The sequence below is a fragment of the Streptomyces sp. NPDC048191 genome (genome assembly GCF_040652655.1).
In the GTDB taxonomy this organism is placed as follows: Bacteria; Actinomycetota; Actinomycetes; order Streptomycetales; family Streptomycetaceae; genus Streptomyces.
This window is the reverse complement of sequence record NZ_JBEZMO010000004.1, coordinates 302,374-322,840: the sequence shown is the minus strand read 5'-3', so window position 1 is coordinate 322,840 and position 20,467 is coordinate 302,374. Positions and strand designations below refer to the sequence as shown.

The 20,467-nt window shown below is 71.5% G+C and carries 17 protein-coding genes; 12 read left to right on the top strand and 5 right to left on the bottom strand.

Translation table 11 applies throughout. The features are described from left to right. Position 1: 1 nt before the first annotated feature. From AB0D93_RS10095 to AB0D93_RS10075, 5 genes are read left to right on the top strand one after another with little or no spacing between them, the layout of a single operon-like run. Positions 2-424 (top strand): roadblock/LC7 domain-containing protein, encoded by a 423-nt coding sequence (locus AB0D93_RS10095; protein WP_362115999.1) that lies wholly within the window; start codon positions 2-4, stop codon positions 422-424. Beyond that, on the top strand, positions 421-774 hold the full coding sequence (locus AB0D93_RS10090; RefSeq protein WP_362115996.1) for a DUF742 domain-containing protein: 354 nt from the start codon (positions 421-423) through the stop codon (positions 772-774). Before AB0D93_RS10095 ends, AB0D93_RS10090 begins: the two co-directional genes overlap by 4 nt. Continuing rightward, positions 752-1,378: an ATP/GTP-binding protein gene (locus AB0D93_RS10085; RefSeq protein WP_362115993.1), complete on the top strand. Its 627-nt coding sequence runs from the start codon at positions 752-754 to the stop codon at positions 1,376-1,378. The genes AB0D93_RS10090 and AB0D93_RS10085 overlap by 23 nt, the downstream gene beginning before the upstream one ends. Next, on the top strand, positions 1,375-2,592 hold the full coding sequence (locus AB0D93_RS10080; protein ID WP_362115990.1) for a cytochrome P450: 1,218 nt from the start codon (positions 1,375-1,377) through the stop codon (positions 2,590-2,592). The genes AB0D93_RS10085 and AB0D93_RS10080 overlap by 4 nt, the downstream gene beginning before the upstream one ends. A gap of 50 nt (positions 2,593-2,642) precedes the next feature. After that, a complete protein-coding gene (locus AB0D93_RS10075) occupies positions 2,643-3,887 on the top strand; it encodes a cytochrome P450 (RefSeq protein WP_362115987.1) in 1,245 nt (414 codons plus the stop codon). Positions 3,888-4,040: 153 nt separating this feature from the next. Here the strand turns inward: AB0D93_RS10075 and AB0D93_RS10070 are convergent, their stop codons facing one another. Genes AB0D93_RS10070 through AB0D93_RS10055 form a run of 4 tightly spaced genes read right to left on the bottom strand, consistent with a single transcriptional unit; the run spans position 4,041 to position 7,846 of the window. Next, a complete protein-coding gene (locus tag AB0D93_RS10070; protein ID WP_362115984.1) occupies positions 4,041-4,496 on the bottom strand; it encodes a MaoC family dehydratase in 456 nt (151 codons plus the stop codon). 15 nt (positions 4,497-4,511) lie between these two features. Further along, entirely contained in the window at positions 4,512-6,020 is a 1,509-nt protein-coding gene (menE, locus tag AB0D93_RS10065) for an o-succinylbenzoate--CoA ligase (protein WP_362115981.1), read from the bottom strand. Positions 6,021-6,029: 9 nt separating this feature from the next. Continuing rightward, positions 6,030-6,905, bottom strand: a complete 876-nt coding sequence (locus tag AB0D93_RS10060; RefSeq protein ID WP_362116278.1) for an amidohydrolase family protein — start codon at positions 6,903-6,905, stop codon at positions 6,030-6,032. Between the two features lie 23 nt (positions 6,906-6,928). Beyond that, a complete protein-coding gene (locus AB0D93_RS10055; protein ID WP_362115978.1) occupies positions 6,929-7,846 on the bottom strand; it encodes an SDR family oxidoreductase in 918 nt (305 codons plus the stop codon). Between the two features lie 244 nt (positions 7,847-8,090). On the opposite strand from AB0D93_RS10055, the gene AB0D93_RS10050 reads away from it, so the two are divergent. Continuing rightward, entirely contained in the window at positions 8,091-8,516 is a 426-nt protein-coding gene (locus AB0D93_RS10050) for a MarR family transcriptional regulator (protein WP_362116275.1), read from the top strand. 122 nt (positions 8,517-8,638) lie between these two features. Then, entirely contained in the window at positions 8,639-9,466 is an 828-nt protein-coding gene (locus tag AB0D93_RS10045) for a PaaX family transcriptional regulator C-terminal domain-containing protein (protein WP_362115975.1), read from the top strand. A 121-nt stretch (positions 9,467-9,587) separates the two neighbouring features. Here the strand turns inward: AB0D93_RS10045 and AB0D93_RS10040 are convergent, their stop codons facing one another. Continuing rightward, a complete protein-coding gene (locus AB0D93_RS10040) occupies positions 9,588-11,300 on the bottom strand; it encodes an MFS transporter (RefSeq protein WP_362115972.1) in 1,713 nt (570 codons plus the stop codon). A gap of 235 nt (positions 11,301-11,535) precedes the next feature. Between AB0D93_RS10040 and AB0D93_RS10035 the strand changes: the two genes are divergently transcribed. The 5 genes from AB0D93_RS10035 to AB0D93_RS10015 all read left to right on the top strand — a co-directional run bounded on the left by AB0D93_RS10035 (position 11,536) and on the right by AB0D93_RS10015 (position 20,412). Beyond that, positions 11,536-12,360 (top strand): TetR/AcrR family transcriptional regulator, encoded by an 825-nt coding sequence (locus tag AB0D93_RS10035; RefSeq protein ID WP_362115969.1) that lies wholly within the window; start codon positions 11,536-11,538, stop codon positions 12,358-12,360. Between the two features lie 147 nt (positions 12,361-12,507). Then, the gene (locus tag AB0D93_RS10030; protein WP_362115966.1) at positions 12,508-14,673 is read left to right on the top strand and encodes a VCBS repeat-containing protein; all 2,166 of its coding nucleotides are present in this window, start codon (positions 12,508-12,510) and stop codon (positions 14,671-14,673) included. A 295-nt stretch (positions 14,674-14,968) separates the two neighbouring features. Continuing rightward, positions 14,969-16,369, top strand: a complete 1,401-nt coding sequence (locus tag AB0D93_RS10025; protein WP_362115963.1) for an alpha/beta hydrolase — start codon at positions 14,969-14,971, stop codon at positions 16,367-16,369. 15 nt (positions 16,370-16,384) lie between these two features. Further along, the gene (locus AB0D93_RS10020; RefSeq protein WP_362115960.1) at positions 16,385-18,013 is read left to right on the top strand and encodes an MFS transporter; all 1,629 of its coding nucleotides are present in this window, start codon (positions 16,385-16,387) and stop codon (positions 18,011-18,013) included. A 128-nt stretch (positions 18,014-18,141) separates the two neighbouring features. Continuing rightward, complete coding sequence (locus AB0D93_RS10015; protein ID WP_362115957.1) at positions 18,142-20,412, top strand: protein kinase; 2,271 nt, start codon at positions 18,142-18,144, stop codon at positions 20,410-20,412. Positions 20,413-20,467 lie beyond the last annotated feature (55 nt).

Sequence of the window (20,467 nt, the reverse complement as noted above, 5' to 3'; positions counted from 1 at the left end):
CATGCGCGACACGCACAGCAACAGCCTGGGCTGGCTGCTCGACAAGGAGCTCGGCGCCGTCGAGGGCGTCGAGTACGCCGTGCTGATGAGCAGCGACGGTCTCCTGCAGGCCCGCACCGAGACGATCGGCCAGGAGGACGCGGAGAAACTCGCCGCGCTCACCGCCTCGCTGCGCGCCGCCGGCAAGGCGTGGGACGAGCACGTCGGCGGCAAGGGCATGTGCCAGTTGCTGATCGAGTCGCAGGGTCGCATCGGGCTGACCACCGCGGCCGCGCGGAACTCGATGCTCTCGGTCGTCACGGCCGGCCCGGACGCCGACGTCGGTCTGATCAGCCACCACATGGTGCGGCTGGCGACGCGGCTCGGCCACGAGCTGGAGGTCGGGGACCGGCACCCTGTCTCGGAAGGCGGCACCGCGACGTGAGTGGTCCGCGGCACGACCCGGACCTGATCAGGCCCTACGTCCGCACCGGAGGACGGAACCGGCCCAGCCGTGATGTGCGCCTGGAGACGGTGGTCATCGCGGCGTCCGGTCCCACCGAGAGGCTGGCTCCGGACGCCCGCAGGGTGATGCGCCTCTTCGCCGGCGGGCGGGGCGGCCTGGCCGTGGCGGACATCGCCGCCGCGCTGGAGCTGCCGCCCTCGACCGTACGGATCCTCGTCTCCGCCCTGATGGACGGCGGCCATCTCACCAGCCCTGCCCCTGTTCAGGAGGGCCGCCCCGGACTCGACTTGCTCCAGGAGGTGCTGCGTGGACTACGCGAACTTGTCTGACCCGCCGGCCGTCCACTATGTGGCCCCCGCCGTGAACCGCTCGGCGAAGATCGTCGTCGCCGGGGCGTTCGGGGTCGGCAAGACCACTTTCGTCGGCAGCGTCTCCGAAGTGGCACCGCTGCGCATGGAGGAGCCGATCACCGAGGCGAGCGTCGGGGTGGACGATCTGCGCGGCACCCCGCACAAGACGACCACGACGGTGGCCATGGACTTCGGGCGCATCCACCTGCTGAACGACCGCCTGGTGCTCTATCTGTTCGGAACCCCCGGCCAGACCCGGTTCCGCCCCTTGTGGGAAGGGCTGACCGAGGGAGCCCTGGGCGCGGTGGTCCTGGCCGACACCAGGGACCTCGACGGCTGCCACGAGGTGCTGAGCCTGCTGGAGGAGCAGCAGACGCCGTACGCCGTCGTCATCAACGTCTTTCCCGACGCGCCTCGTTACCCCCTGGAGGAGATCCGGCAGGCGCTGGCGCTGGAGCCCGACACACCGCTGACCGAATGCGACGCGCGGGACCGCCGCTCCTGTGTGTACGCGCTCATCACCCTCATCGAACACCTGACCACCCGACACGTCCCCGCCTCTCTTGTGGAGCCCCGCCCATGACCACCCCCGGCCCCGGCATCGCGAGCTCCCCGGCCAGAGTCCCGCTTCACGCCGCCGAGTTCGCCGACGACCCGCACGCCGCGTACGAGCGCATGCGCCGCGTCCACGGCCCCCTGGTCCCCGTGGATCTCGCTCCCGGTGTCCCCGCCACCCTGGTCATCGGCTTCCACCAGGCGCGGCGGATCCTCAACGACCCCCTGCACTTCCCCGCCGACCCGCGGATCTGGCAGCAGGACATACCCGAGACCTGCCCGGTACGGCCGATGATGGAGTGGCGTCCCAACGCGCTGCGCTCGTCCGGTGCCGAGCACACCCGCTACCGGGCAGCGAACACCGCGAGCATCCAGGCGGTCGACCAGCACGAGCTGCGGGCCCTGGTGGAGAAGGTCGCCTCCGGCGCCATCGGTGCCTTCCGCCACCTCGGCCGGGCCGACCTCCTCACCCAGTACTCGTTCCCCATCGCCTTCCACGTGCTGAGCGCGCTGCTGGGCTGCCCGGACGAGATCGGCATGCGCATCGCCGACGGCATGGCGAAGATCTTCGAGGCGGAGGCCGAGACCGCCGCCCACGGCAACGAGATCCTCGGCCAGGCCGTGCTCGACCTGGTGAGGCTCCGGCGGCAGCACCCCGGGGACGACATCACCTCCCGGCTGATTGCCCACAGCGCCCGCCTGGACGACGTGGAGATGTCCCACCAGCTCGTCACGCTGTACGGCGCGGGCATCGAGCCGCTGACCAACCTGATCAGCAACACCGTGCTCAGGATCCTCACCGACGAGCAGTTCTCGGCCGGCCTGCATGCCGGGCGGCCGGTGCGGGAAGCTCTCGACACGGTCCTGTACACCGACCCGCCGTTGGCCAACTACTGCATCAGCTACCCGCCGTACCCGATCGACGTGGAGGGCGTGCTGCTCCCCGCCCATCAGCCCGTGGTCATCTCCATGGCCGCGTGCAACAACGACCCGGCCGTCACCGGGGGCCTCGGTGCCGACGCCCTCACCGGCAACCGCGCCCACCTGTCCTGGAGCATCGGCCCGCACACCTGCCCGGCCCGCACCCACGCGTACCTCATCGCCGAGACAGCCGTCGCCTGCCTGCTCGACGCCCTCCCCGAGATCGATCTCGCCTGTCCCGTACGGGATCTGGTGTGGCGGCCCGGCCCGTTCCACCGCGCCCTGGAAGTGCTGCCCGTCCGTTTCCCCGCTGTCGTCTGAAGCCCCGCTGTCGTCCGACACCGCCACCGCTGTCCTTAAGGAGAACGGCCTTGTCCCAGCACACTCCGCTCGTCCTCGACCCCACCGGGGCCGCCCGGCACCTGGAGCACCGGACCCTGCGCGCCCAGGGGCCCGCCACGCGAGTGGACATCCTCGGCGTCCAGGCCTGGGCGGTCACCGACCCCGCCCTGCTCAAGCAACTGCTCACCACGTCCGACGTGTCCAAGGACGCACGCGCGCACTGGCCGGCCTTCGAGCAGACGGTCGCGACCTGGCCGCTCGCCCTGTGGGTCGCGGTGAAGAACATGTTCACCGCCTACGGCGCCGACCACCGCCGTCTGCGCCGCATGGTCGCCCCCGCCTTCACGGCCCGCCGCATCGCCGAGTTGCGCCCGGCCGTCGAGGCCCTGGTCACCGAACTGGTGGAAGACCTCGCCGCGCTGCCCGCCGGGGAGGTCGTGGACCTGCGCGAACGCCTGGCCTACCCGCTGCCCATCGCCGTGATCGGGCACCTCATGGGCGTACCGGAGGACCGGCGGGCGGACTTCCGCAAGCTCGTGGACGGCGTCTTCGACACCACGCTCACCCAGGAGGAGGCCGAGACCAACACCGTCCGCCTCTACACCCTCCTCGACGAGCTGATCGCCGCCAAGACCAGCGCTCCCGACGACGACATGACCTCGCTGCTCATCGCGGCCCGGGACGAGGAGTCGGACGGCACCGGCTTCACCGCGGAGGAACTCCGCGACACCCTGCTGCTGATGATCAGCGCCGGGTACGAGACCACTGTCAACGTCATCGACCAGGCCGTCGTCGCCATGCTGACCAACCCCGGTCAGTTCGACCTCGTGCGCACCGGCAAGGCCGGCTGGGACGACGTGGTGGAGGAGACGCTGCGGCACGAACCCGCCGTCAAGCATCTGCCGCTGCGTTACGCCGTCACCGACATCGAGTTGCCCGACGGGCGCACCATCGCCCGGGGCGAGGCCATCCTCGCCTCGTACGCCGCCGCCAACCGTCACCCCGGTTGGCACGGCGACGACGCCGACACCTTCGACGTCACCCGAACGGTCAAGGACCATCTGGCCTTCGGCCACGGGGTGCACTTCTGCCTCGGCGCCCCGCTGGCCCGTCTGGAGGTCGCGGAAGCCCTCCGCCAGCTGTTCGACCGCTTCCCCGACCTGTCCCTCGCGGTGCCGGCCGAGGAGCTGCGACCGGTGGCCTCCCTCATCAGCAACGGGCACCAGGAACTCCCCGTCCGGCTGGGTCCCGCACGCCCGGACACCGTGTCCTAGCACTCCGTCAGTCGCTGCGGATCTTGTTGTGTGGCGTCTGATCCGTTGGTGTGGGCAAGGCTGGTGGCCGGTGCTGCAGGTACCGGCCACCGGTGCCGAGAACCGGCGGACGGCACCGCTGCCGGTGAGCGGGCCGCAGGGTCGTACGGCGCGTCAGGCGTAGAAGCGGGACAGACTCTGCAGGACGGCGGCGGGTTTCGCGCCGCCCTCCACCTCGATCGTGCCGTCGACGGTGATCTGGACACCGCCGGGTACGTCTTCCACCGAGGCGAGCCGGGCGACCAGCCGGATGCGGGATCCGGCCTTCACCGGTGCGGGGAAACGCACCTTGTTCAGCCCGTAGTTGACCTTCGTGGTCACGCCCCGCACCTCCAGCAGCTCGGTGAAGAGCGGGATGAACAGGGACAGGGTGAGGTAGCCGTGCGCGATCGGTGCGCCGAAGGGGCCCTGTGCCGCCCGTTCGGGGTCGGTGTGGATCCACTGGTGATCGCCGGTCGCGTCGGCGAAGGTGCCGATCCGCTCCTGCGTCACCTCGATCCACCCACTGGTGCCGAGGTCGCCGCCGGCGAGCTTCCTCAGTTCGTCCAGGCCGTTGACGGTGATGCCCATGAGTCGCCTTCCTGTTCAGGGAGTCGGGGTGCCGTAGTGGTGGCGCACCCGGGTCTTGAGGAGCTTTCCGGAGGCGGTGCGCGGGAGTTCGTCCGTGACCACGACCGACTTGGGGATCTTGTACTTGGCGAGCCGGCCGGCCAGTGAGGCCAGCACCTCCTGCGGGTCCAGCACGGTGCCCGCGGCGGGGACGACGACCGCGCGGGGCACCTCGCCCCATGTGTCGTCCGGGACGCCGATCACCGCGCACTCCGCGATGCCGGGGTGGGTGAGGAGGAGGTCCTCGATCTCGGCGGGGTAGATGTTCTCGCCGCCGGAGATGATCATGTCCTTCATCCGGTCGACGATGTACACGTACCCGTCGTCGTCGATCCGGGCCGCGTCCCCGCTGCGGAACCAGCCGTCGGCGAAGGCCGCCTCCGTCTCCTCGGGCAGTCCCCAGTAGCCGGGCATGACGTGCGGTCCGCGCACCACGACCTCGCCCGTCTCGCCGACGTCGACCGGGGTGAGGTCGGGGCGAACGACCCGTACGTCGCTGAAGAAGTGCGGTACGCCCGCGGCGCCCGACTTGGCGACGGCGTGCTCCGTGTCCAGGAACAGCGCGCCGGGCGCGGCCTCGGTCATGCCGTAGCCCTGCAGGAAGGTGAGTCCGCGCTGCTGGTAGGCGGCTATGAGCGGGGTCGGTACGGGGGATCCGCCGCAGGTGAGGAGGCGGAGCGAGGACAGGTCGGCCGACGGCCAGCGTGGCTGGCGGGCGATCCGGTCGAACATCGTCGGCACCCCGAACATGAAGGTGATCCGGTGCCGTTCGATCAGTTCGAGGGTCGTCTCCGGGTCGAAGGCCTCCACCAGGACGCAGGTGCCGCCCTTGAGCAGTACCGGCAGGGTCAGCATGTTCAGGCCCGCGGTGTGGAACAACGGGGCGGAGACCAGGGCGCGTTCGTCGGCGATCAGATCGTGGTCGACGAGGACGTTGACGGCGTTCCAGGTCAGGTTGGCGTGGGTGAGCATCGCGCCCTTGGGGCGGCCGGTCGTCCCCGAGGTGTACATGATGATGCAGGTGTCGTCGGGGGTGACCGGTTCGTCGATCGGCTCGTCCGGGGCACCCGCCAGGGCCTGTTCGTAGGCGTCGCCGGTCTCGATGCGGATCCGTACGCCGGTCTCGCCCGGTAGGTGCGCGACCAGGCCGGCGTGCGCGGGGCCGTGGATCAGGGCCTTGGCGCCGGAGTCGGCGAGCTGGTAGGCGATTTCGGGTCCGGTGAGGCGGGTGTTGAGGGGGACGAAGACGGCGCCGAGGGTGCCGGCGGCGAAGAGCGTCTCGAGGTGGGCGGGGTGGTTGGGACCGAGGTGGGCGATGCGGTCGCCGCGTCTGACGCCCCGGGCGCGCAGCGCGTGGGCGAGGCGGGTGACGCGGGCGTACAGGGTGCGGTAGTCGGTGGACTGCTCGCCGTGGATCAGGGCCGTGCGGTGCGGGGTCTTGCGGGCCCGGCGTGCGGGCCACGACCCCAGTCCCTCGTTGCGCATCGACACCCCTTACGGTTTCGTCAGCCCGAGCAGGCGGGCGGCGTTCTCCTTGAGGATCTTCGGCCTGACCTCGTCCTTGACGGCGAGCTTCGCGAAGTCGGCCAGCCACCGGTCCGGGGTGAGCACGGGGAAGTCGGACCCGAAGAGGACCTTGTCCTTCAGCAGCGTGTTGGCGTACTGCACGAGTTGCGGCGGGAAGTACTTGGGCGACCAGCCGGAGAGGTCGATGTGCACCCCCGGTTTGTGGGTCGCCACGGCCAGGGCCTCGTCCTGCCAGGGGAACGACGGGTGCGCCAGGATGATTCTCAGGTGCGGGAAGTCGGCGGCCACGTCGTCCACATGGAGCGGGTTGGAGTACTTCAGGCGGATGCCGCCCCCGCCGGGAACCCCGGCGCCGATGCCGGTCTGGCCGGTGTGGAAGAGGGCGATGGCGCCGGTCTCCTCGATCACCTCGTACAGGCCGTACGCCACTGAACGGTCGTTGGGGAAGTAGCCCTGGATGCTGGGGTGGAACTTGAAGCCCCGCACGCCGTACTCCTCGACCAGCCGCCGGGCGTGCCGCACGCCCGCCTTCCCGCGGAAGGGGTCGATGGAGGCGAAGGGGATGAGGACGTCCGCGTTGGCGGCGGCGGCCTCGGCGACCTCTTCGTTGGGGACGGGCGCGGTGCCGGTGGCGGACTCGGCGTCCACCGTGAAGATCACGGCGGCCATCCGTCGTTCGCGGTAGTAGGCGGCCGTCTCCTCAAGCGTGGGCTTTCGCCTGCCCTCGACCTTGAAGTAGGCGGAGGAGGCGTCGTGCAGGTCGTCGTCCAGGGAGGAGTGGCCCTCGGCGGAGACCTCCGCGTGGGTGTGGACGTCGATCGCGACCAGTTCGTCGAGGTGCAGAGCCGGGTTCGTGCCGGGGGACATCATGCCCCCGGGATCTTCGGGGCGGGGATGCCGACCGTCTGGGGTTCGGCGCCGACCGAGGTGGGCCAGGCGTCGGCGAGGGCGTGCGGGGTCCAGCCGCCGTCGGAGTAGGCGGCCCGTATCTCCTGCGGATGCGACCAGAGTGCGACCTTGTCGCCGCCGATGCCGATGCACTGGCCGGTGACGTCGCGGGCGGCCTCGGAGGCCAGGAACGGAACGAGGGCGGCGCAGTCCTCGGGGGTGCCGAAGCCCTCCCCCCTGCGCAGGAACGCCGGCAGCGCTTCGCCGTTCTTCAGGGCCTCGACGTACGGGGCGAAGGCGGGGATGGTCTCGGTCATCGCGGTGGCGGCGACCGGCACCATCGCGTTGACGGTGATGTTCGCGCGCGCCAGTTCCATGGACCAGGTGCGGGCCATGGCCGCGATTCCGGCCTTCGCGGCGGCGTAGTTGGTCTGGCCGAAGTTGCCGCGCTGGCCGGCCGGGGAGCCGACGAGGACGAGTGTGCCGCCCTCGCCCTGTTCGCGCATGCGGACGGCGGCGGCGCGTGCGCAGGTGAAGGTGCCCCTGAGATGCGTGGTGAGCACCGCGTCGAAGTCGTCGTCGGTCATCTTCCACAGCACCTTGTCGCGCAGGATGCCCGCGTTGGTCACCAGCACGTCGAGCCGGCCGAACTCCTCCACGGCACGCCGGACGAGCCGGTCGGCGGCCTCGGCGGTGCCGACCGGGACCACCTCGGCGACGGCGGTGCCGCCGGCCTCGGTGATGGACTTGACGGCCTGTTCGGCGACGGCTTCGTCGATGTCGTTGACGACCACGGAGGCGCCGTGGGCGGCGAGGGCGTGTGCATGGGCGAGGCCGAGGCCACGGCCGCTGCCGGTGACGACGGCGGCCTTGCCGGTGAGATCGATGGGGGGCACGAGCGGTCCCTTCGCTCGGGGTGCGCCGCTTGGGCGCCGGGCGACTTGGAGATCGAAGCTAAGAGCAATAATTGTTGTCGTCAATAGTTGTTGGCGACCTTCGGGTGCGTCATGCTGGAATCCGCACGCGACACCGCACCCGTGGGAGCCGAGACCGGTGACCCGGGGACCGAGACCCAGGGAGCCCGCCATCGCCGGCCAGCACACCGACAACCCCACCCGCATCGACGCCGACGAGCCGTGGATGCGGGGACTGCACGCGGACACGGGCTATCTGCTGTACCGCCTGGGCCTGCGCTCCGGTCAGTTGTTCAACACGTTCCTTCAGGAGTCGGGACTGCGGCTGCGGCACTATGCCGTGCTGCGCTTCCTGGCCACGTGCGAGGGAGCGCTCCAACGCGAACTCAGCGCCCGGCTGGGTTACGACCCGAGTGCGATCGTGGGCCTGGTGGACGACCTGGAGAAGCTGGGCTTCGCCGAGCGCCGCCCCGCACCCGACGACCGCCGCAGCCGCGTCGTCGCCCTCACCGAGGACGGTCGCGCGTTCCTCCGCGACACGGACGAGGCGGGCCGGCGCGTGACCGACGAGTTGCTCACTCCGCTCGCCCCCGCCGACCGGGAGGCACTGCACACCTTGCTGCTGCGCGTCGCCGGGAACGGACTCGACTGACGCCCGGGCCGGTCGGCGTGGCGCGGGCGCGGACCGGCGTCAGGACGGCCCGAGCCGGGTCTCATCGGGTACGGCCCCCGGCCCCCGCCGCGCGTGTCAGGACAGACGCGGCCTCGTACTGTATGCGCGTGACCGGTCCAGTCCCCCGCCCCCAGTCCCTGCTCCTCAGCTTCCTCGGCGACGAGGTGCTGGGCCGCGGGGTGTACGTGTACACGGGGAGCGTCATCGAGGTGTTCCGGCGGGCCGGAGTCGGCGAACAGGCCACCCGGTCCACGCTCACCCGCATGGTCGGCCGCGGCCTGCTGAGCCGTCGGCGCGAGGGCCGGCGGACCTACATCGGCCTCACCGACCGCTCGGAGGCGATCCTGCGCGACGGCGAGCGCCGTATCTGGCAGACGGGCGCGGTCAACCGGGACTGGGACGGCGGCTGGACGCTGCTGGGGTTCTCGCTCCCGGAGTCGTGGCAGCGCCAGCGGCACGATCTGCGCTCCCAGCTGACCTGGGCGGGCTTCGGCGCGCTGTTCAGCGGGCTGTGGATCGCACCGGGCGAGGTCGACGTGTCCGGGATCGTCGCCGAGCTGGGCCTGGCCGCGCACGTGAAGGTCTTCCGTGCCCACGCGGACGCGGGCATGGACATCGCCGAGATGATCGACGACACCTGGGACCTGGGTGAACTGGCCGCCCGTTACCGGGACTTCGAGGCGTCCTGGGGGCCGTACGCGTGGGACGGCACGGACCTGGCCGCGCAGGACGCCCTCGCGCTGCGCCTCCGGCTGACCGCCGAGTGGCTCCAAGTGATCCGTGGCGACCCGAGGTTGCCCGTACGGCATCTGCCGGCCGACTGGCCCGCGGACGCGGCGGAGAAGACGTTCCGCGCGGTCCACGCCCTGCTGGAAGCGCCCGCCCGGGACGCGGCGCGCCGTCTGATCGAAACGATCCCGGCGGCCTAGGAACCTGCGCACCCTGAAACCGACGCGGTCGGCTCCGGACGGGCGTCGGCGGGAGACAGGACGGCCGGGCAGCCACCGCTGGGTGGTGCCCGGCCGTTCGTCTCGCCGAGGCCGACGGGGCTCAGTGACCGGCGGAGTCCTCGGGGCGTGCATGGCGGGGCAGGAGGAAGGAGAGCAGGAACGTCAGGACGAGCATGCCGTCGACGATCCACAGCACCGTCTTCATCACGGAGCCGAAACCGCTGCGGAAGGCCGACTTCGCGGTGGTCTCCAGCGCGCCGGGTATCCGGGCGCCGGCCTGCGGCGACGTCACGGCGGACCGGGTGTCCCTCGCCAGGCGGGCGCACGACGCCGGGGTGGCGGCGGGATCCTTGGCGACGGCACGGTCCGAGGCGCACCGCCTGAGGTCCGCGACGACGCGGTCCTGGGCGGCCGGCGCCACGTGCGCGGCGCTCAGCCGGCCCCGCAGGCCGGCCGAGTGGTGGTCGACGGCGGTGGCGATACCGCCGCCGAGCAGGCCGAAGAACACGGTGCCGAGGATCGCCACGCCGAAGGCGCCGCCGAGCTGTTGCATCGCGGTCATCGTGCCGGAAGCCGAGCCCGTCTCGTGCTGCTCGACGCTGGCGAGCACGATGTCGAAGAAGGGGGCCATCAGCAGGCCCATTCCGATGCCGGTGACGAGCAGGGCCGGCACGAGCTGCCAGGGGCCGACGCCGCTGCCCACCGTGTCGAGGGTCAGCCACACGCCGAACACGCCGAGCGCCATGACGACCGTGCCCGCCTGGAGCACGGCCCGGCCGAACCGGGCGACGGCCTGGGCGACGCCGAAACCGACGATCATGCCGCCCGACCAGGGCACCATCACCAGGCCGGCCTTCAGCGGCGAGTAGCCGAGCCCGATCTGGGTGTAGAGGTTGAAGACCAGCATGAAGCCCTGCATGGTCGAGAAGAAGACCAGCCCGAGCGTCATGCCCCCGCTGAAGCCGCGCTTACGGAAGAGGCTGGGGACGACCAGCGGGTCACGGCCGGCCTTGCTGCGGCGCGACTCGTACGTCGCGAAGGCGACGAAGACGGCCACCGACGCGGCCATCATCGCGAACGTCCACGCGGGCCAGTCGTACTCACGGCCCTGGACCAGCGGGAAGATGATGAGCAGCGCGGCCAGCGAGACCAGGAGCATGCCGGGTATGTCGAGCCGCGGCCTGTCGCCGGAGCGGCCCCTGGGCAGGTAGCGCAGTGCCCCGAGGAAGGCGGCGGCGCCCAGCGGCAGGTTGATCAGGAAGATCATCCGCCAGCCGGTGCCGAAGTAGTCGGCGTCCACGAGCCAGCCGGCCAGGATCGGCCCGCACACCGCGGACAGTCCCATGATCGGCCCGAACATGCCGAAGGCCTTCTGCGACTCCTTCGGCGGGAACATCTCCTTGATCATGCCGAGGCCCTGCGGCAGCATCACCGCGCCGAACAGGCCCTGGACGACACGTGCGGCGATCAGCATCTCGGGCGACACGGCGACCGCGCACAGCAGCGAGCCCAGGGTGAAGCCGGCGGCTCCCACCAGGAACATCCGGCGGCGCCCGTGGATGTCCCCGAGCCGTCCGCCGGTGACGAGTCCGACGGCCATCGAGAGGGTGTACGCGGCGGCGAGCCACTGGAGGGTGGAGGCGCCGCCGCCGAGGTCGGCCCGCATGGAGGGGCCGGCGATGTTCGTGACGACGGCGTCGAGGAGATCCATCACCTCGGCCGCGAGGATCACGAAGAGCGCAGCCCAGCGCCACCGGTAGGGCGCCGGCGAATCGGTGGGCGTCTCTGCGGACGCGACACCGGTGGTGGACATCGGAATCTCCTCGGAGAAGGGCGCGTCCCGGTCGGGAGGCGCGGGCGGGGCAGGACGGTCGGACGCGATCGCTCGGTGAACAGCGTTCACCGTAGCAGAACGGTGCTCAGTGAGAGAACGTCGTTCATTAAGATATAGCGCCATTGCTCGACACAGACAAGATATATCGCGTTCCAGGTGACGGCGGTGCCTCACCCTGGGCAGAACACTGTTCTCCGTTTCCTAGACTGACCCCATGAGTGACGCGGCCGCCGGCACCCCAGCACCCCCTCCGCCGTCCCCGTGGGAGCGCGAGCGCCCCGCCCGCGCCGGCGCGCCCGCACGCGCGCCGCTGACGCGCGAGCGGGTCGCCGAGGCCGCCCTCACCGTGCTGGACCGGCACGGGCTCGACGGTCTTTCGATGCGTCAGGTGGCGGCCGAGCTGGGGGTCGCGGTGTCCGCCCTCTACGCCCACGTCAGTTCCAAGGACGACCTCCTGGAGCTCATGTACACGCGGCTCTTCGACGGCTACGCGCTCCCCGCGCCCGATCCGGAGCGCTGGCAGGAGCAGCTGCGGGACTTCGCCCGCGCCTGGCGCCGGCGTCTGCTCTCCCACCGGGACATGGCCAGGATCTCCATGGGACACGTCCCCTTCACCGCCGAACTGCTGCCGCATGTCGAGGCGTTGCTCGCCCTCTTCCGCACCGCCGGGCTGCCCGACCGGATCGCGGCGGAGGCCGGCGACCTCATCTCCACCTACATCGACGGGTTCGTCCTGGAGGAGGGCATGTGGCGCGACCGGGCCGCCCGGCACGGCGGCACCGCCGCCTCGCCGGCCCGCCCCGACTGGAGCGAGATGGCCGACGAGATGCAGAACTACTTCGCGTCCCTGCCGGCGCAGGACTTCCCCCACCTGCGCGCCCTGTCCGGGCTAATGGTGACGGACTCCTCCGACGAGAGGTTCGACATCGGACTGGAGATCATCCTGCGCGGCCTGGCGAGTTACCTCCCCGCTCCGGCGACCGGCCCGCTCCCGCAATCCGAGCGCGCCCCGGAGGCCGGTACGGCCCCGGACGCCTGACGGCCCCGGACGTCTGACGGCCCGTGGGGAAACCTCCCCCGCGGGGCGATCTTGGTTGATATACGCTGCGCCTTACTTTGTTCACTTTGTTCGAACAGTACGGCGAATCCAGGCCACCGGATCCGCCCTGCCCGGGGGGGCATTCCCATGACTTCACAGTCCCGCGCGGTGCTCGGCATCGCGCTCACTCCTGTCCTTGCCCTGGCGGCCGCGACACCGGCCGCCGCCCACAGCACGGCGGCGGCAACCGACACCACCGCCACGGCCGCCGGCACAACCCAGGTCACCGTCGGGACGCGTGCGCCGGGCCCGTGGGGCACCCGCACCCTGCACGCCCCGAGCCCCGACCCCACCTCCGCCTCGGGCGGCCTGAACGCCCTGGTGTCGGCCGGGGACGGCGCCCTCGTCTCCCTCACCGGCGACGGGCTCTCCCGTTCCACCCGCATCCGGCCCGCCGGAAGCACCCACTGGCTCGCCCCGCAGACCTGGACGGACGCCGGCGGGTACAACACCCAACTGGTCTCGCTCGGCGACGGCTCGGTGCGCCTGGTCTGGCGGGCCAAGCGCGCCGACGACCACGACAACTACTGGCTGAAGGTGGCCACCCTCGCGCCCGGCGCGACCGCCTTCTCCGGGCCCGAGTACGTCGCCGCGGTCCCGGAGAAGGGCTACCAGCACCTGGCGGCGGCCCCCGACGGCCGGCTGGTCGCCGTGTGGACCGTCTCCGGCGTCGTGAAGGTCGCCGAGAAGTCCGGACCGCAGGCCGCGTGGACCGCTCCCGCCGACCTCAACGAGCAGCCGGCGTCCGGCAGCCGGGACATCTCCGACATGGACCTCGCGGTCGCCAAGGACGGCACCGCCCTGCTGGTGTGGCAGTGGCAGGCGAGCGACGCCGTTGTCGCTCTGCAGAAGGCTCCCGGCGCGACCGCCTGGACCGCGGTCGAGGGCTTCCCGGTCCCGGGCAAGGACCTGGCGCGACCGAAGGTGTTCGCCAGTCCGCAGGGCGGCTTCGACGTGTTCTACGACGACCTCGCGCAGCTCATGCACACGCACCGGTCCGCCGGCGCGACGCAGTGGAGCACCCCGCGGTCCGCCGCCGACCTCGGCAGCACGTTCGGGATGACCGCGCCCGTCCACCTGCCCAACGGCGACCTCTTCGTCGCCGGCGCGCCCGGCTACTCGACCGGCCCCTGGTACGCGGTGCGCTCGGCGGCCACCGGCGCCTGGCTGCCGTACACGCAGCCCTTCTCCACCCACAAGAAGGTGCGCGCGGTCGCGGCGGCCGCCACCTCGGGCGGCACGGTCACGGTGACGTGGCGGGAGGGCTACTCGGGCCAGGAGTACACCATGGCCGCCGTCTTCAAGGGTGGCACCTGGTCCGCCGCGCGGCGGCTGAGCGCGACGAGCACCCAGTCCACCGGCGCGCCCCAGGTGGCCGCCGACGCGCTCGGCCGCCCCGTCGTGGCGTGGGACGAGTACAAGCCGACCGAGACGAACGGCATCGCCCTGGACGGCGTGTACCAGGCCACCACGACCAGCCGCGCGCTGCCCGAGTGGCGTGACTACACGGACGACGGCAAGGCCGACCTGTTCGGCCGGGACAGCTCCGGTCTGAAGGTGTACGCGGGCGACGCGACGAAGCTGTCCGCCGGACAGCGTGCGAGCAGCTGGCCGACGGGCACGCAGGTGCTGCCGTTCGGTGACCTCGACGGCGACGGCTGCGACGACGTGTTCGTCCGTTTCCCGAAGGGCGAGGCCGACGTCTACCCGACGGTCTGCGGCGGGCTGCCCGACCAGCAGTCGTTCCACGTGAAGGTCTCCTCGGACTGGAGCGGGTACGACGCGGTCGTCTCGCCCGGCGACTTGACGGGCGACGGCCGGGCCGACCTGCTGACCCGGTCGGCCTCGACCGGGAAGCTGTACGTGTACGCGAACAACGGCGCGGGCGGCTTCAAGGCCCGCACGCTCGCCGGATCCGGCTTCGGCGGCTACAAGAAGCTGATCGCCGCCGGGGACCTCAACGGCGACGGCAGGAACGACCTGCTGGCCCTCGACGCGTCCAACGAGCTCTGGAGATTCAGCGGGACCGGCACCGGCACCTTCAAGCCCCGCTCGCTGGTCTTCAAGGACTGGGGCACCTCCTACAAGGACGTGGTCGGCGGGCTCGACCTGTCCGGGGACGGCCGGGCCGACCTGGTCTCGCTCGACAAGGACGGCCGCGCCTGGCTGAACCGGGGCAACGGCCAGGGCGGCTTCGGCAGCCGGTCGCAGGTCGGCAGGTCCACGAACTGGTCTGGCATCCGCATCTCCTGACGGCGCGGCGCACCCCCGGGGCCCCTCAGGACCGCAGGCACCACGGGGACCGGCGTCACCCGGTTCCAGCGGGCCCGCCCGGCCCACCTCGACCCGAAAGGGCGGGTGGACCGGGCGGGCTCCGTCTGTTTTCGGCGAACCGCTCGGCCGGCCCGGGACGGGCGGTCGCACGAATCAATGTTGTGCACCGCATTGACGGCCGTAAGAATTCGACCCTACATTCCTGGCACCTTCGTTCAGTGCACTGAGGATCTGCCCCACGAGCCCCCTCCGCAGCCCAGAAGGAGCCGACGCCATGCGCGCCAGCACGCCCCGAACCCGTCCGCGCATCGCCCTGGCCGCCCTGGCCACGCTGGCGTCCGCGGCCCTCGTCACCGTCCCCGCGCCGACCGCCCAGGCGGACCCGGCGGCCACGACCCACCTCACCGGTACCCTCTCCGACGGCGCCGCCTGGATCGCGGACGTCCCCGCCCGCTGGAACGGCACCCTTCTGCTGTTCAGCCACGGCTTCGGCCCCACCGTCGCCAAGGACGCCCCCTCCGACGCGGTGCGCACCGAGTTGCTCGGCGAGGGCTATGCGATGGCCGGGTCCTCGTACGACCCCCATGGCTCGATGTGGGCCCTGAACAGCGCCGAACGCGACCAGTTCGCCACGCTCGACGCCGTCACCGCGAAGATCGGCACACCGGGCCGCACCCTGGCCGTCGGCCAGTCCATGGGCGGCCTCGTCAACGCGCAGATCGCCCGCGACGGCACCGGCCGCGTCGACGGCGCCCTAGGCCTGTGCGGTCTGGTCGCGGGCGGAACCGACCTGGACAACTACCAACTGGACGCGGAGTACACCATCGCCCGGCTGCTCCTGCCGGGACAGGACGTCGGTCTCGTCCGCTTCGGCTCCGCGGACGACGCGGCGGCGACCGCCGAGAAGCTCACCCACGCCGTCACCGCGGCCCAGGCCACCCCGCAGGGCCGTGCCCGTATCGCCCTGGCCGCGGCCTTCCTCAACCTGCCCGCCTGGGCGCCCGGGAAGGACCGGCCCGCGCCGACCGACTGGGCGGGTCAGGAGGAGCAGCAGTACGCGTGGTTCGCGCAGGGCATCCTGTCGTTCGTCGAGGGAGGCCGGTACGCCGTCGAGCAGTCCGCCGGCGGCAACAACTCCTGGAACCGGGGCGTGGACTACGCCCGCCTGCTCGCCGGTTCCGTCCACGCCCCACAGGTCCGCGCCCTGTATCGGACGGCCGGACTCGATCTCGGCGCGGACCTCACGTCCCTGACCCGGGGGGCCTCGGTCCGCGCCGACCCCGCCGCGGTCCGTACCGCGCAGCGCACCTCCTCCGCCGGTCAGCGCCTCGGTGTCCCACTGCTGGACGTGCACACGATCGCCGACAACCTGGTCCCGGTGGAGCAGGAACGGCAGTTCGGCGACCGGGTGCGCGGGGCCGGGGACGGCGCACTGCTGCGGCAGTCGTACGTCGAGCGGCAGGGCCACTGCGCGTTCACCACGGCCGAGACCGTGGCCGCCCTGCACGCGCTCGAACACCGCGTCACCACCGGCCGCTGGGACGACGCCACGACCCCGGCCGCGCTCCAGCGGTCCGCCACCGCGCTGGGTCTGGACGGGGCGGCGTACGTCCCGTACCGACCGGCACGCCTGACGGTCGGCCGCGACCGCTCGACGCACCCCACCCACCCCTGACGTTGGGACCCGCTCATGTCCGACTCGTCCGCCGCCCCGCGCAGTTCCCTGCCACTCGGCACACTGGTGGCCGGCTGTCTCGCCGTCTGCCTCGCCCAGATCGGCCTCGCCATACCGGCCACCCTGAACGGGCTGTTCCAGGAGCACCTCCACCCGGTCGGCTCCCAACTCACCTGGATCTCCGACGCGTTCCTGCTGCCCGTCGCCGTCCTCGAACTCTCCTTCGGCGTGCTGGGCGACCTGTTCGGCCGCAAACGGCTCCTCGTCGGCGGCGCCGCGCTGATGTGCGCGGGTGAGGCGGTCGCGGCCGGCGCCTCCGGCATCCATCAGCTGTGGGCGGGGCAGGCGCTGGCCGGCCTCGGTGCCGCCGCGCTCTTCCCCACCTCCCTCGCCATGATCGCGGCCGGCACGCACACCGGCGCCGAGCGCGCCCGCGCCATCGCCGTATGGGCCTCCAGCCTGTCCGCGGGCGGCTTCCTCGCCCCGCTGCTCGGCGGTATCACCGGCACCTACGGTTCATGGCGCTCGGCGTTCGTGGTGGTCGCCGTGCTGGCTGCGGCGAGCGCCCTGGTGAGCCTGTGGCTCGCCACCAACTCCAGAGCGCCGGAGGGACGTTCACTGGACTTCGGCGGGCAGATCACCATCGGCGTCGGGCTCTTCGCCCTGCTGTACGCCGTGATCCAGGGGCCCACGGACGGCTGGGGCTCGGCCCCGGTGGTCGTGGCGTTCGTGATCGCGGTCGTGTTCGTGGGTCTGTTCGTGACCGCCGAGAGCCGGGCCCGCTCCCCTCTCCTGCGCCTGGACCTGTTCCGCAACCGGTCCTTCGCCATCGCGTCGGTCGTCGCGGTCATCGGCATGTTCAGCTTCCTGGGTACCGCCTACGCGGCGAGCATCCGGCTCGGCCCCATCCAGCACCAGAGCCCGATGCGCACGGCCTTCGCGTTCCTGCTGCTCAACGGCATCGCCCCGGTCCTCACCCCCCTGACCTCCCGGCTGCTGCACCGGCTGCCCGCACGGGCGCTGCTCAGCGCCGGGCTGACGCTGATCGCCGCGGGCGACTTCCTGGCCGCCGGCCTCGACGTCGGCGACTCGGACCTGACCTCGCTGGTCCTGCCGCTCGGCCTGGTCGGCGTCGGCTTCGCCTTCACGGTGTCGTCGATCACCGCAACCGCCGTCAACACGGTGCCGGTCCCGCTCGCCGGCATGGCCAGTGCGGCCACCAACCTCCTGCGCGACTTCGGCTTCACCCTGGGGCCGGCGGTCATCGGCGCGGTCGCGCTGAGCCAGGCGGCGACCCGGGTGACCTCGTCGCTGGCCGGGGCGTCCTCCCTGGACGCGGGATCGAAGGCGGCGGCGCACGCGGTCCTGAAGGAGGGCGGCCCGCTCGCACTGAACTCCGTCCCCGCGGCCTCCCCACCGGGCGCGGCCCGCGCATACGCCCTCGAGGCCCTCGGTCACGGCTATGCGATCGGATTCGTCGTGTGCGGTTCGGCCGCCCTGTTCTCGGCCGTGCTGGCGGTGACGGCACTGCGAGGGCGTACGGCGGAGCAGAGCGTCCCACGAGCGGAGGACGGCACGGAGCCGGCGATCCGCACCGGCACCCACCACGCCACCACTCAAAACGGTGACCTGCGGGAAGTCTAGAAGCTGTTTCGAATTTCGTGATCGGTGATGCTCTGTGGCAGGTTGGCAGATCCGTTCGCCACCCGGGCAGGACAGTGTGCGACCCGCTCTGCCTGGGGTGCTGCTGCCCGTTGGACTATGGTGCCCTGGTGGACCAGTTGATCGCCGGTGACCCGTCCTTCATAGGCCCGTACCGCCTGATCACCCGGCTGGGGGAAGGGGGGATGGGGCTGGTGTATCTGGGGCGTTCCGAGGAGGGGCGCACCGTGGCCGTGAAGGTCATCCGAGCTGAGTACGCCGGGAACCCGGAGTTCCGTGAGCGCTTCGCCCGCGAGGTGGCTGCCGCGCGGCAGGTGGGCGGGGATGGGACGGCAGCCGTGCTCGACGCCGCCCCCGAGGCCGACGTTCCCTGGGTGGCGACCCAGTACATCCCGGGACCCGACCTTGGTACCGTCGTCGGCCAGGACTTCGGGCCGCTGCCCGAGTACTCGGTCCGCGTCCTCGCCAACCGGCTCGCCCTTGCCCTGCAGGTCGTCCACGGGGCGGGCCTGATCCATCGTGACCTCAAGCCGTCCAACGTGCTCGTCACCCTCGACGGCCCGCGCGTCATCGACTTCGGCATCGCGCGGGCCATGGACAGCCTGGCCGGGGACGGCTCGCCTCTCACCCGCACCGGCATGCTGATCGGCTCTCCCGGCTTCATGTCGCCAGAGCAGGCCCGGGGCCGTGAACTCACCTTCGCCAGCGACGTGTTCTGCCTGGGCACCGTCCTCGTCTACGCCGCCACTGGACGCCTCCTCTTCGGCGCCACCGACCCCAACCTGAACGCCCACCTCTTTCGCATCGCGGAGGACGAAGCAGATCTGACCGGTGTGCCGGAGGCACTCGTCGACCTCGTCCGTCAGTGCGTGCACAAGACCCCGGCCGAGCGGCCCACCCTCCAGCAGGTGATCGAGCGTACGGCGACGAACCGGGTCGCGGGATGGCTGCCCAAGGCGCTTGTGGAGCAACTGGGCCGCCACGCCGCCGAGTTGTTGGACTATGCCCCCACACCGCGCACACAGACTCCCCCAGACCCACCGGGTCCCCTCCTCCCCACCTCCCCCCTACCCTCACATCCGAGCCACACCGCCACAGCCCCCGCTGGCTCAGATCCCAACGGATCCGTATCGCCCCCACGTCCAGATCTGCCGGCGAAGGAAACGCAATCGATCCCGGATGCGCAAACCACCGGACAACGCCCACCCGAGAAACAGCTCCCCGTCCCCGCCCTGCACGAGGCCGACACGCAGACCGCGACGCCGGATGCCCCCAGCCCGGAAGCCTCCCCCGCCGCGGGCAGCCCCGCCGCGGGTGCGCACGCTGCCGCTCCTGCGGGCGGGCGCGGAGTGAACCGCCGCAGCATCCTTCTCGGCGGCACCGCAGCCCTGGCTGCAGCCGCAGGCGCCGGCCTGCTGGCCTTACGACACGACGCCGGCCACACCCCAGCACCCCACACCGACACCAGTCCGCGAACGCACCCGAGACCCAGTCGTCCCGGACCACAGCTGTGGTTCACCCTCACCGGCGTCGGTGACGTGAACTCCGTGGCGTTCAGTCCCGACGGCAAAACCCTCGCGATCGGCAGCGGCGACATCTCGTTCGCAAGTCTCATCACCCGTAAGATCACGGGCACCACCAACTCTCCTGACAGCGTCGGCGACTCGGTGGCATTCAGCCCCGTCGGCACGATCCTTGCCAGCGGCGGCGGAGACGGTGCCGTTCGGTTCTGGGACCCCGCCACCCGCGCCACCACCGCGACTCTGGCCGACCCGTCCAAAGGCCCATCGGCACCACCTCCGGTGGCGTTCAGCCCGCACGGTCGGATCCTTGCTGCCGGCTACACCGACGGCACCGTCCATCTGTGGGACATCGCCACCCGCACCAGCACCACCACTCTGACCTGCAGCGACGACACTGGGCTGGCGTCGGTGGCGTTCAGCCCCGACGGCAAGACCCTCGCAGCCAACATCGCGGGCGGTACGATCCTGCTGTGGGACATCGCCACCCGCACCAGGACCACGCTGGTCAACTCCCCTACCAGCACGGCGAACTCGGTGGCCTTCAGCCCCGACGGCAAAACCCTCGCAGGTAGCGGCTTCGGGCCCGTCCTGCTGTGGGACATCGCCACCTGCACCCACACCACTCTGGCTCATTCCGCCTCGGTGGTGTCGGCGGCGTTCAGCCCCGACGGCAAAACCCTCGCCACCGCCGGCGGCACCGACGATGTCACCCAGATCTGGGACATCGCCACCCGTACCCACACCGCGACCCTGACCGGCCAGACCAATGCCGTGCAGTCCGTGGCGTTCAGCCGAGACGGCAAAACCCTCGCCGCGGGCAGCGCCGACGGCACCACCCAAGTATGGAGACTGCGGTGATCCGCTGCCGCAGACGATGGTGGCGGAGGCGGTGTTCTGGGGGCAGGTGGCTTGC

What these genes read in the sequence shown, in the direction of transcription:
- AB0D93_RS10095 (WP_362115999.1), top strand. Translation starts at nt 2, where the DNA reads ATGCGCGACACGCACAGCAACAGCCTGGGCTGGCTGCTCGACAAGGAG.
- AB0D93_RS10080 (WP_362115990.1), top strand. Translation starts at nt 1,375, where the DNA reads ATGACCACCCCCGGCCCCGGCATCGCGAGCTCCCCGGCCAGAGTCCCG.
- AB0D93_RS10070 (WP_362115984.1), bottom strand. Translation starts at nt 4,496, where the DNA reads ATGGGCATCACCGTCAACGGCCTGGACGAACTGAGGAAGCTCGCCGGC.
- menE (WP_362115981.1), bottom strand. Translation starts at nt 6,020, where the DNA reads ATGCGCAACGAGGGACTGGGGTCGTGGCCCGCACGCCGGGCCCGCAAG.
- AB0D93_RS10050 (WP_362116275.1), top strand. Translation starts at nt 8,091, where the DNA reads ATGCGGGGACTGCACGCGGACACGGGCTATCTGCTGTACCGCCTGGGC.
- AB0D93_RS10045 (WP_362115975.1), top strand. Translation starts at nt 8,639, where the DNA reads ATGCGCGTGACCGGTCCAGTCCCCCGCCCCCAGTCCCTGCTCCTCAGC.
- AB0D93_RS10040 (WP_362115972.1), bottom strand. Translation starts at nt 11,300, where the DNA reads ATGTCCACCACCGGTGTCGCGTCCGCAGAGACGCCCACCGATTCGCCG.
- AB0D93_RS10035 (WP_362115969.1), top strand. Translation starts at nt 11,536, where the DNA reads ATGAGTGACGCGGCCGCCGGCACCCCAGCACCCCCTCCGCCGTCCCCG.
- AB0D93_RS10030 (WP_362115966.1), top strand. Translation starts at nt 12,508, where the DNA reads ATGACTTCACAGTCCCGCGCGGTGCTCGGCATCGCGCTCACTCCTGTC.
- AB0D93_RS10025 (WP_362115963.1), top strand. Translation starts at nt 14,969, where the DNA reads ATGCGCGCCAGCACGCCCCGAACCCGTCCGCGCATCGCCCTGGCCGCC.
- AB0D93_RS10020 (WP_362115960.1), top strand. Translation starts at nt 16,385, where the DNA reads ATGTCCGACTCGTCCGCCGCCCCGCGCAGTTCCCTGCCACTCGGCACA.